Raw genomic sequence first — 11,193 nt, 5'->3', positions numbered from 1 at the left:
GCCGGAGAGCGCCTTCAGGCTCGCGAACAGCGCGGGAACGAGGCCGTGCTCGCGATTGACGTACCTCCCCTTGAGCGCCTCGTACGCGGCGCGCGAGGAGACGCCGGCCGTTTCCCGCCGGAACCCGGCCAGAAGGTCGTCGATCGTCCGCGGGTCCGTCATCGGACCCCGTCAGGCCGTCTGGAGCGCTTTTTTCGCGACGGAGACGAGATGGGTGAACGCCCCGGGGTCCGACACGGCGAGCTCCGAGAGCATCTTCCGGTTGATGTCGCTCCCCGACTTCTTCAGCCCATCCATCAGCCGGCTGTAGGTGATGTCGTTCTCGCGCGCGGCGGCGTTGATCCGGACGATCCAGAGCCCGCGGAAGTCGCGCTTCTTCGCCTTCCGGTCCCGGTAGGCGTATGCGAGCGACTTCTCGACCTGCTGCTTGGCGATCCGGTACGACTTCGATTTCGTGCCGTAATAGCCCTTGGCGAGCTTCAGCACCTTGGCGCGGCGGTTCTTCCTCTTCGGTCCTCGTTTGACGCGGGGCATCTCTCTCCTCCGATGCGGTTTCGGGAGCGGTTTACTTCGAGTACGGGAGCATCTCGCGGACCCCGGGCGTGTCGGCCTTCGACACCATCGTCGCCTGGTCCAGGTCGCGCTTCCGCCCCGAGGCCTTCTTCGTCAGGATGTGGCTCTTGTACGCCTTCCCCCGCTTGAACTTGCCGGACGCGCTCTGCTTGAACCGCTTCGCGGCTCCGCGGTGGGTTTTCAGTTTGGGCATCTCAGTCCTCACTCGTGCGCCGGGTTGAGCGGCTGCGCCGCTTCAAGCCGGCGCGAGATTATTCGGCCGCTCCGGCGGGGACGGTCCCCTTGGCGGACTTGACCGGTTTCTCGATCGTCTTCACGGGCCCGAGGATCTGGTGCATCCGGTTCCCCATCACTTCCGGAGAGGACTCGGCGATCGCCTTCCCCTTGAGCTCCTCGACGAGGCGGCGCAGAACCTTCAACCCGTTCTCCCGGCGCGCCATCTCGCGTCCGCGGAACTGGACCGTGGCCTTCACCTTGTCGCCATGCTCCAGGAAACGGAGGATGCTCGCCTTCTTGAAGTCGTAGTCGTGCTCGTCGATGTTGGGGCGGAACTTCACTTCCTTGACCTGCGTGACCTTCTGTTTCTTCTTCGAATCGTGCTGTTTCTTCTTCTGCTGATAGATGAACTTCCCGAAGTTCATGATCCGGCAGACCGGCGGGTTGGCGGTGGGCGCGATCTCGACGAGATCGAGGCCGGCCGTCTTCGCCCGGTCGTGCGCGTCCTGCATGGGAACGACTCCGAGCGCCTCGCCGTCGGCGCCGATCAGGCGCACTTCCTTCCAGCGAATCTGCTCGTTGATGCGAATGCTCTTTTTGTCGATCGAAAACCTCCTATCGAATGGAATCTATCATTCGCGCCGCGCGGCTTCGGCCGCGAGCGCCGCGGAAAACTCGTCGAGAGAGCAGGACCCGAGGTCGCCCGCCTTGCGCTTGCGCGGCGAGACGGATCCCGTCGCCTGCTCCCGCTCGCCGACGATCAGCATGTACGGGATCTTCTGGAGCTCGGCGTGGCGGATCCGCGCGCCGAGCTTCTCGCTCCGGGCGTCCGGCTCGACGCGGAATCCCGCTTCGGAGAGCTTCGCCGCCACCGACCGGGCGTAATCGGCGAACTTGTCCGACACGGGGATCACGACCGCCTGGACCGGCGCGAGCCACACCGGGAAGTCGCCCGCCGTGTGCTCGATGAGAATGCCGAGGAAACGCTCGACCGAGCCGAGGATCGCGCGGTGCAGGACGACCGGGCGGTGCTTTCCCCCGTCCTCCCCGATGTAGGTCAGGTCGAAGTTCACGGGATTGGCGAAGTCGACCTGGAGCGTGCCGAGCTGCCAGTAGCGGCCGATCGCGTCCTTGACCTGGAAATCGAGCTTCGGCCCGTAGAAGGCGCCGTCGCCGGCGTTGACGAAGAACTCGCGACCGCGCTTCTCGAACGCGGACGCGAGCGCTCGCTCCGCCTGTTCCCAGTTCTCCGGCGTGCCGATGAACTTTTCCGGACGGGTCCCGAGGCCGACCCGCACGTCCGTGAACCCGAACGTCGAATAGACCTCGTCGATGAAGTCGATGAAGCGGTCCATCTCCGCCGGCATCTGGTCGAGCGTGCAGAAGATGTGCGAGTCGTCCTGCGAGAACGTGCGCACGCGCGTCAGTCCCTGCGTGACTCCGGATCGCTCGTAGCGGTGCAGTCGCCCGAAGTCGGCGTACCGGACGGGGAGATCGCGGTAGGAGAACGCCTGGGAGGCGTACATCAGGAAATGGCCCGGGCAGTTCATCGGCTTGACGCCGAATTCCCGCTCGTCGATCTCCGTCAGGTACATGTTCTCCTTGTAGTTCGCGTAATGCCCCGACGTCTTGAAGAGCTCGACGTCGAAGATCTGCGGCGTGATCACCTCGCGATAGCCGTACTTCCGGTACAGCCCGCGGACGTAGGCGAGCAGCAGGTTGTAGATCGTCGCGCCCTTCGGATGGAAGAAGGGGGACGCCGGCGCCCAGGGGTGGAACGAGAAGAGGTCGAGCTCCCTCCCGAGTTTGCGGTGATCGCGCGCTTTCGCTTCCTCGACCTGCTTCAGGTGCGCGTCGAGCTCGGCCTGCGTCAGGAACGACGCGCCGTAGATCCGCTGCAGCATCGGATTGTGCTCGTCCCCCTTCCAGTAGGCCCCCGCGGTGTGCGTGAGCTTGAAGACGCCGAGCTTCCCCGTCGAAGGAACGTGCGGGCCGCGGCACAGATCGATGAAATCCTTCTGGCGATAGCAGGACACGCGGTCGTCGGGGATCCCCCGGATGATCTCGACCTTCAGGGTGTCCCCCTGCCCTTCGAAGATCCGGATCGCCTCTTCCTTCGACATCTCGAGACGCTCGACCCGGTTGTCCTCCGCGACGATCTTCCGCATCTCGGCTTCGATCGCGGCGAGATCCTCCGGCGTGAACGGCCTTCCCGGATCGAAGTCGTAGTAATAGCCGTTCTCGATCGCGGGACCGATGCCGATCTTGACGTCGGGGAAGAGGCGCTTGACGGCGTTGGCCGTGAGATGGGCCGTCGAGTGGCGGTAGACGTCGACGGCGTCCGGGGACTTCGGCGTGACGATCTCCACCTTCGCGTCGCGGGCGACGGGATGGGAGAGATCCACGACCTTGCCGTCGACCCGGCCGGCGAGCGCGGACTTGGCGAGGCCCGGCCCGATCGCGCGCGCGATCTCGCCCACCGTCGTGCCCGCGGGCACCGACTTCACGGCGCCGTCCGGAAGCGTCACCTGGATTTCCAACCGGCCTCCTGAAAACGAAAAAACGCGAGTCGCCTCGCGTCGAAAAAACCCTTCGTCGATGGTAGGCGCTGGCGGGATCGAACCGCCGACCTCTTCCGTGTGAAGGAAGCGCTCTCCCGGCTGAGCTAAGCGCCTGAACCCCGAAAGGGGAATTGGTAGGCTCGAGCGGGTTCGAACCGCTGACCCCTACCGTGTCGAGGTAGTGCTCTACCAGCTGAGCTACGAGCCTAGATGGGCTGCCGGCCGGAAGCCGCGAGGCATTTCGAGATCCGGCCCTCGTCCCGTACGATCACAAAGAACGACCGCCTTCCGCGGGAAGGGCGCAAGGCTAGCAGAGAGGCCCCTGATTTTCAACAAGTTCCCCGTGTTAGCATCCGTCCAACGGATGGGGGCTTCCTCCTTCTCGATTTCGTCTCCGGACTTCCCGCGGCACCCGCCCGCGGCGCGCGCCGGCGCCTCGCCGGCCGGAGAAGGCGCGGGCGAACGCCCCGGGCCGCCGGGCCGCCCCGGGAAGAACTGACCAGGGCGCTCCCCATCCCGCCGGCGCCGATGTTCCAGAACGAGAGAACGCTCTTCCGGACTCCCGAGATCGAAGGGGCCCTCGACGAGGTTCCGGTCGCCGAGCTCATGGGCGCCATCGTCCGGCGCGGCGCCAGCGGAACGCTCACCGTCGAAAAGCGCGACGAGGTCCGGACGTTCTTCTTTTCGCGCGGCGAGCTCCAGCTGGCGATCTCGTCGCGTCCGGAGCAGCGGCTCGGCGCGTTCCTCCGCAACCGGGGTCAGCTCACCGACGAGCAGCTTTCCGACGCGCTCTCGGCGGCCAACCGGCGACAGAACGTGTATTTCGGGGAGATCCTCCTCGAAAAAGCGTGGATCGCCGCGGACGCGCTCGCCGCGGAGGTCCGGCGTCTGTCGGAACGGATCGTCCAGTTGACGTTCCCCTGGAACCGCGGCCGGTTCCGTTTCACGCCGAAAGAGAAGGCGATCGACCCCCGGCTCGCCGTCGCCTTCGACACGGCCGCGCTGATCTTCGACGGCGTCGTGCGACTTCCCGACAGCGAACGGTTCGCGGAACGGCTGGGGGATCCCGCCGCGATCCCGTACCGGGGGAAGGCCGCGGGGGTCCGGCCGGCGTCCCCCGCCGGGCTCTTTCTCTCCCGGGTCGACGGAAACACGTCGTGCGGCGAGCTGCTCCGCTCGGGGCCGGGAAATCCCGCCAACGCGGCGAAGCTGCTCTACGGATTCCGATGCGCCGGATGGGTCCGCTGGCCGGAAGACGGCGCGCGAGAGCCCTTCGATCGCGAGCGCTTCGAGGAGACGTGGCGGCGGATCGACTGGATCACGCATTACGAGCTGCTCGGGGTCGCTCCCGGCGCGTCCTCCGAGGACATCCGGGTGGCCGTCGACCGCGCGCGGGCGGCGCTCGAGGGCGCCGCGGACGACCCCGATCCGGAATTCGCGCGCAAGGCCGAGTCCGTTCGCGCGCGGCTCGGCGAGGCCGAGCAGGCGCTGTCGGACGTCGGTCGCCGCGCGGCCTACGACCGCGAGCTTTCCGGGGGCGTCGCGATGTCCTCGGCCGGCGACGGCGGCAACGCCGAGCTCCGGCGCGACACGGCGATCTCGAGCTATCGCCGCGCGCAGGAGCTCATCCGGGAGCGCGACTATTACCCGGCCGTGAAGATGCTCGAACAGGCGGTCCGTTGGGCCCCGGAAGTCGCCGAGTACCGGTACCTCCTCGGCGTCACCCAGCGCCGGAATCCGATGTGGAAGGAACGGGCGATCGAGAACCTGCGCGAAGCCGCGCGGCTCGACCCTTCCCGCGCCGACATCTCGACGGCGCTCGCCGACGCGCTGCTCGACCGGAAGGCGGTCGAGGAGGCGGCCCCGTACGTCGAGCATGCGCGCTCGATCACGGGACACGGCGAGGTGTCCGCTCCGCTGCAGGCGAGGCTCGACGACGCCCGCGCCGCCGCTCCCGCGGCTCCCGACCCGAAGCCGGGGCTGTGGGACCGCCTCTGGAAGCGGCCCGACGCGATGCGCAACCTCGAAGAACGCGCGCGCGAGCTCGAGCAGCAGAGCCGCGAGCTCGCCGCCGCCAACGAAAGCCTGAAGCAGCTCTCGCTGATCGACGGCCTGACGGGCGTGGGCAACCGGCGCCGATTCGACGCCGCGCTCGCCCAGGAATGGACGCGGGCGGCCAGGGACCGTGCGCCCCTGACGGTCGTGATGATCGACGTGGATCACTTCAAGGCCTTCAACGACGCTCTCGGCCACCAGAGCGGCGACGAATACCTCCAGACGGTCGCGCGGGCGCTCGCCTCCGTCGTCCAGCGCGAGCAGGACGTTCTCGCGCGCTACGGCGGCGAGGAGTTCGCCGTCGTGCTGCGTCCCTCCGGCCCCGCCGAGGCGACGACGGTCGCCGAATCCTTCCGCCAGAAGATCGAACGCCTGCGCCTCCGGCATCCCGCCTCTCCCGACGGATTCCTGACCGTCAGCGTCGGGGTCGCCACCGGCATTCCGCGCCGCGGGTTCTCGCCGTCGGCGCTCGTGGCCGCGGCGGACCAGGCGCTGTACAAGTCGAAGAAAGACGGGCGCAACCGCGTCACCGCCATCGACTCGGCGTTCTAGGCTGCCGCGAACTCCCTCGCGGGAGGGGCCGGGGACCGGGGGCGTGACGGCGGCAAGCTGTTGCGAGGCGACCGAAACGCGCGCGCACCGGGCTCCGCCATCGGACGACTCGACGCCGCGTTCCCCCTCTGGCGTCCCTGGCTCGACGGTTCTCCGGGGGCGGATCGTGCCTCGTTCCCCGCGTTATCATCCGGCGTGCCGACCGACACAACCGATGCGGCCACTGCCCCGCGGGCGGAGCCCCGCGTCGCCGCGGCGCTCCTGCTCCTCGCGAACGTGCTCTTCTTCTGGCCGGTCATCTTCCACGGACGCGTGTTCTCCTCCCACGGCGCGGCGCGCGCCGCGTTCCCGTGGCACGCCGACGCCGACGATCCGCGGGTGCGCCTGCTCGCGGATCCCGCCTCCGCCGCCGCCCCGGTCCTGCGCGACCTGCCGGCGAAGATGCGCTGGAATCGTTTCGCCGCGGGCGGCACCCCGGGGGCGATCAACGCCGTCGAGGGATTTCTCTCCCCCTTCGCCTGGGCTCCGGCGCTCCTCCTGCCCGAGCCGGCGATCGAGACCGGGATCCTCTTCCTGAAGCTGAACGCCGGATTCCTCTTCTTCTTCCTGTTCCTCCGCGGGCGAGGCCTTTCCGACGGCGCCGCGTCCTGCGGGGCGGCCGCGTGGGGATGGAGCGGAGCTCAGTCGGCATCGTGGCTCTGGATGCAGAGCTCGGTGACGATCTGCTTCCCGCTTCTCCTCCTCTGGGTGGATCGCTCGCGCATCGCGTCCCGATCGGATCGCGCGATCGCCGGCGCCGCCGGCGCATTCCTTCTGTTCCTGTCCGGCGGATATCCCTTCATGATCGTGTACGGCGCGGCGGCCGCGCTCGCCTTCGCGACGGTCGAGGCCTGGGGGCGCGGACTTTCCGAGGCGGGGAAAACCGGAAGACGGCTGGCGGCGGCCGTTCTCCTTTCCGCGGCCGTCGTCTTCCCGGCGTTCCGGCTTTCCGCTCGTTTGATCCGCGCCTCGGGGCAGGTCGCGTCGCGCGCGGGCCTGGCCCGACAGCTCGTGCTTCCGCCCCGCCACGCGCTCCTCTACGCGTTTCCCCTGGCTTTCGGCGATCCTCTCCGGGGGGACTACCGGCCCCTGACGGGGAGCCGGTTCGAGACCTTCCTCGAAACCGCCGTCGGCATCGGCCCGATCGCCTTCGGACTCGCGCTCCTCGGCGCCGCCTCCTCGCGCGACCGCCGGCTGTATGCGTACGCCGCCGGACTCGCCGGAGCCGCCGGCGCGATGGTCTACGTTCCGCCGGTCCGCGATCTCTTCTCCTCTCTCCCCGTCCTTTCCGCGAGTCTGTTCGAGCGCGTGAAGGTCCTCGTCGTCCTCGGGCTCGCGATCGCGGCCGGCGTCGGCGCGGACACCCTGGGGCGAGCCCTGGAACGGCGCCCGGCTCTCCTCCGCCGCGCGGGCGCGCTCCTCCCCTTTTTCGTCGGGATCCCCCTGATCCTCCTCGCCGGACGCCTCTACCCCGCCGTCCTTCCGGGGGATGCGGTATTTCGGGCGACGCCCGGAGTGCGTGCTCTCGAAAGCGAAAGCGAGCCCGGGCCCTCCCGATTCCTCGCGACCGGATGGACCCTCTATCCCGACCTCGCGCAGGCGTTCGGACTCGAAGACGTGCGAGGGCACCTCTTCTTCGAGAAGGATTACCGCCGGCTCCTCGCCGCGGCGGATCCGGGCATCTACGGGCGAACGGGCACGCTCCTGGTGAGCGATCCGCGCACGCTCCGCCCCGATTCGCCGGTTCTCGACCTCCTCGGGGTATCGGCGATCGCGGCCGAGCCCGGGACCGCGCTCGCGGGCGGCGCGCTCCGCAGGACATACGACGGCGCCGATCTCGTCGTGTATCGGAGGCTTTCCGCCTTTCCGCGCTTCTTCCTCGTTTCGCAATGGCGCCCGGGCGGCATCGACGACGTCGCGCGGGCCGACCGCGAGACGCTCCGCACCACCGCCTTCGTCGAAGCCCGCGAGCTTCGGCGCCTCGCCGCTTCCGCTCCGGGAAACGGCGCGGAAGGCTCCGTCGCCGTCGAGGCTGACGGCGACGGAGCCTTCCGCCTGAACGTGAGGACACCCTCTCCCGCGCTCCTCGTCTCTTCGCAGAAGCTCTTCCCGCCGTACTGGACCGCGCGCCTCGACGGCGCCCGCGCCGCGACGCTCCGCGTCGACGGGATGTTCTTCGGCCTCCCCGTTCCCGCCGGCAGCCACCGCGTCGAAGGACGGTTTCGAATCCCTCCCGGGGAAGCCGGCGTTTCCGCGACGGGCGCGGCCGTCATCCTGGCGCTCGCGGCGGCGGGCCTACGCGCGGGGGGGCGCCCGGCATGATCGACGCCGGCCGGCGGTCCGCGGCGGCGGTCGCGGTCCTCTTCTTCCTGAAAGCGGCGGTCCTCGCGCTCTTCGTGACGCCTCTGTGGGACGTCCCGGACGAAGTCGGGCATTTCGCGTACGCGGCGGACATCGCGGACGGCCGCGGGATCCTGCCGCCGGGCCACGCCGTCGTTCCCGGCGCGGTCGTCGGCCGCTGGCGCGGGCAGGAGGAGGCGGCGCCGGTTCCGAACTGGATCGCGATCCACCCGCCCGGGTATCACATCTTCGCCGCGGCGGCGCTCGCCGGGGCCCGGAGGCTGACGCCGGATTTCGAGTGGCAGGTTCGGCTCACGCGACTCACGTCGTCGATCTTCGGCGCGGCGACGATCTGGCTCCTCTATGAGCTGCTGCTCCTCGCCGGGGCCGGCGCGCCGGCGGCGCTGGCGGGAGCGGCCGCCGTCGGAAGCGTCCCGATGTTCTCCCACATGGCCTCCGGCGTGAATCACGATACGGCGTCCGCTGCCCTCGGCGTCGTCTGCGCGATCGCCTGGGTCGACGTGCTCCGCCGGAAGTCGGTCGCCGCCGCCCTCCGGCTCTCGCTCGCGCTCGCCGCGGCGGGCCTCGTCAAGGCGACGATCGCGCCCGCCGCGGTCGTGATGATGGCGATCCTGCCGGCGTGGCTGCCGGGGCGGCGGGGAGCGAGGATCGCGCGGGCCGCCGGTTTCTCGCTCGTCGCGCTCTCGACGACCGTATGGTGGGTCGCGCGGCTCGGACGCGTGCCCGCGCCGGAGGCCGCGCCCGGCGGCGGGCGAGCGGGCGCCGCCGCGTTCTTCGAGGCGTTCCGACGACAGCCGATCGCCGATCACGCCCTGAAGAACTTCCTCGGACTGATCGGGTGGACCGGAGGGGGCGGCGGCGTTCTCCGGTGGTTCCAGATCTCCGGCCTTTTCCTCGGCGTCTATCTCCTGGCGATCTTCGGGATCGTGGTCCTGGCCGCCGCGTGGAGCGGGAGGCGCGATTCCCTTCGCCCGCTCCCCGGGCGGCGGCGCGCCGCGGCGAGGTGGATCCTCGCGGGGGCGGTCTTCCTCGTCACCTTCGGGTGGATGGTTTCCCGCCCCGCGACGAACCCTCTCAAGCTGTTCCTGGAGAGTCTGATCTTCTCTCTTCCCTTCCTCGCCGCCCTCCGGTTCCCGACTCCCGACCCGGAGGAGGACATCGTGTCCTCGTCGCGGCTCGTGTGCCTCGGGTTCATGCTCCTCTTCTTCTGGAACGTCTCCCGTCTTTTCCTCCTCACGGGCGAGATGCACGGAGCCCACGGACGCTACTATTTCGCGGTGCTCGGCTTCGTGATGCTCGCTTTCTACCTGCCGGCGGCCGATTTCCTGCGGGGCTGGGCGGGGAGGAATCGGGCCCTCGCCGCGGCGGTGGTCGTCCTCTGGGCGAACGAAGCGGCGTTCTTCGCTTTCCGAGTGGTCCCGTTCTACCGGCAAGCCGCCGCCGGCCGCATCCGGCCGTGACGCGCACGCAGCGGGGCGCCGCGGCCGCGGTCTCCGCGGCGGCGGCGGTCTCTCTTCTCGAGTCATCCCGGGCCGCCGCGGGAATGCCGTTCTCGGCGTCCCGGCTCTTCGAGCGCGCGATCTTCGCCGCCCTCGTCCTCGCCGCGAGCGCTTTCTTCCGGCCCCGACGGGCCGCGGCCGGAATCTGGACGTTCCCTCCCGCCGCGGTCGTCGCGCTCGCCGGCATGGGCGCGGCGGGGATCGCCGCCGCGGCCGGCAGCGTCGCCGGTGCCTGGGCCGCGCTCGCCCTCCTTTTCGCCCTAACGCTTTCCTGGGCATCCCCCTCTGGCGGCGACGGACGCCGGCCGGCGGCCGTTCTCCGCGTCCTCCTCGTCGGCGCCGCGGCCGGCGCCGCGCCGATGATCGTCCTCGAGATCGCGAGCCGATTCGCGCACGAGGAGATCTTCGTCGCCGCCGAGGCCGCGCTGCTCTCCGCCGCGTGGCTCGCGCTTCTCTTCGGGTCCTGGGCTCTCGCGACGGATCGCCCTTTCCGCGGCGGCGTGTCGATCGGGATCCGGCCTCTCTCCGCGGGAGCGGCGGCGCTCGCCGCGGCGGGCCTGGTCGCCGCGGTCTCCGCGTACCAGCGGAGCTTCTTCGACCCGTCGCCGCCCAATTTCCCGGGGATCACGGCCGACTCCCCGTTCCTCTGCGGGAGCGCCCCCCCGGACCCCGCCCGGTACGACGGAGGATCGGTCTTCGACCGCCTCGTCGCCGCGGTCGCGGCGAATCCTCGGAAGGGACCGCCGGAGGAAGGAATGCTCGCGCTCGCCACGCGCGATCCCCGGTGGGCCGAGCGCTTCCGCGAGAGCCTTCGGGCGGAGGTCACGGCCGGGAAACTCTCGCGCTTCGGACGCACGAAGTTCTGGCAGTACGCGGCGGCGCTCCGCGCGCACTACTACGATCGCGTCCGCAAGGCGTTCCCGGACCTCTTCCCGGAGGCGGACCGGGCCCGAATCGCCCGATGGTTCGCCGCGATCAACCGCCGCGCCCTCGCGACGGGCGTGGACGACGCCATCTACGGCGTCGCCTATCGAAAGCGCCCCGAGGGCCCCTACGAGAACCAGGAAAACGGCGCGGCGCTGCTGGCCGCCCTGGAGACCGGCGGACTCGCCGACCCGCGGCTCTCGGCGAGGAACCGCGCCTACCTCGACCGCGTCCCGCGCGGCTGGGACGCCCGGTGGCGCAACTCGGACGATGCCTTCGCCTACCAGTCCGAGTGGATCACCAACGCCTATCTCCAGTCGATCCGCACCGGACGGGCGCCGCGCGAGACGGTGCGCCGCTCGTTCGACTGGCTTCTGCTCCAGACGCCGCCCGACGGCTTCGCCCCCGACTAC

At 69.9% G+C, this 11,193-nt stretch carries 8 protein-coding genes and 2 tRNA genes; 4 read left to right on the top strand and 6 right to left on the bottom strand.

Translation table 11 applies throughout. The annotated features are described in order from the left end of the window. Positions 1 to 171 precede the first annotated feature (171 nt). The 6 genes from rplT to VFS34_00640 form a co-directional block, all read right to left on the bottom strand. Positions 172 to 534 (bottom strand): 50S ribosomal protein L20, encoded by a 363-nt coding sequence (rplT, locus tag VFS34_00665; GenBank protein ID HET9792941.1) that lies wholly within the window; start codon positions 532 to 534, stop codon positions 172 to 174. Between the two features lie 31 nt (positions 535 to 565). Continuing rightward, positions 566 to 766 (bottom strand): 50S ribosomal protein L35, encoded by a 201-nt coding sequence (rpmI, locus tag VFS34_00660; protein HET9792940.1) that lies wholly within the window; start codon positions 764 to 766, stop codon positions 566 to 568. A gap of 58 nt (positions 767 to 824) precedes the next feature. Then, the gene (infC, locus tag VFS34_00655) at positions 825 to 1,379 is read right to left on the bottom strand and encodes a translation initiation factor IF-3 (protein HET9792939.1); all 555 of its coding nucleotides are present in this window, start codon (positions 1,377 to 1,379) and stop codon (positions 825 to 827) included. A 42-nt stretch (positions 1,380 to 1,421) separates the two neighbouring features. After that, positions 1,422 to 3,329: a threonine--tRNA ligase gene (gene thrS / locus VFS34_00650; GenBank protein ID HET9792938.1), complete on the bottom strand. Its 1,908-nt coding sequence runs from the start codon at positions 3,327 to 3,329 to the stop codon at positions 1,422 to 1,424. Positions 3,330 to 3,388: 59 nt separating this feature from the next. Then, positions 3,389 to 3,464 (bottom strand) — tRNA-Val (locus VFS34_00645). An 18-nt stretch (positions 3,465 to 3,482) separates the two neighbouring features. After that, positions 3,483 to 3,558: transfer RNA gene (locus tag VFS34_00640), tRNA-Val, on the bottom strand. A gap of 320 nt (positions 3,559 to 3,878) precedes the next feature. Here VFS34_00640 and VFS34_00635 point away from each other — a divergent pair. The 4 genes from VFS34_00635 to VFS34_00620 all read left to right on the top strand — a co-directional run. Further along, positions 3,879 to 5,957, top strand: a complete 2,079-nt coding sequence (locus VFS34_00635; GenBank protein HET9792937.1) for a diguanylate cyclase — start codon at positions 3,879 to 3,881, stop codon at positions 5,955 to 5,957. A gap of 195 nt (positions 5,958 to 6,152) precedes the next feature. After that, a complete protein-coding gene (locus VFS34_00630; GenBank protein HET9792936.1) occupies positions 6,153 to 8,318 on the top strand; it encodes a hypothetical protein in 2,166 nt (721 codons plus the stop codon). Then, positions 8,315 to 9,817 carry a hypothetical protein gene (locus VFS34_00625; GenBank protein ID HET9792935.1) on the top strand — a complete coding sequence of 501 codons (1,503 nt, stop codon included), beginning with the start codon at positions 8,315 to 8,317 and terminating at the stop codon, positions 9,815 to 9,817. Before VFS34_00630 ends, VFS34_00625 begins: the two co-directional genes overlap by 4 nt. After that, positions 9,814 to 11,193, top strand: a 1,380-nt coding sequence (locus VFS34_00620) for a hypothetical protein (GenBank protein ID HET9792934.1), incomplete at its 3' end; no start/stop codon positions are given. The genes VFS34_00625 and VFS34_00620, both read left to right, overlap by 4 nt.

It is taken from the genome of Thermoanaerobaculia bacterium, assembly GCA_035717485.1.
GTDB lineage: Bacteria > Acidobacteriota > Thermoanaerobaculia > UBA5066 > DATFVB01 > DATFVB01.
Note: the sequence above shows the minus strand (reverse complement) of the source record. Positions and strands in the feature narration are given on the sequence as shown.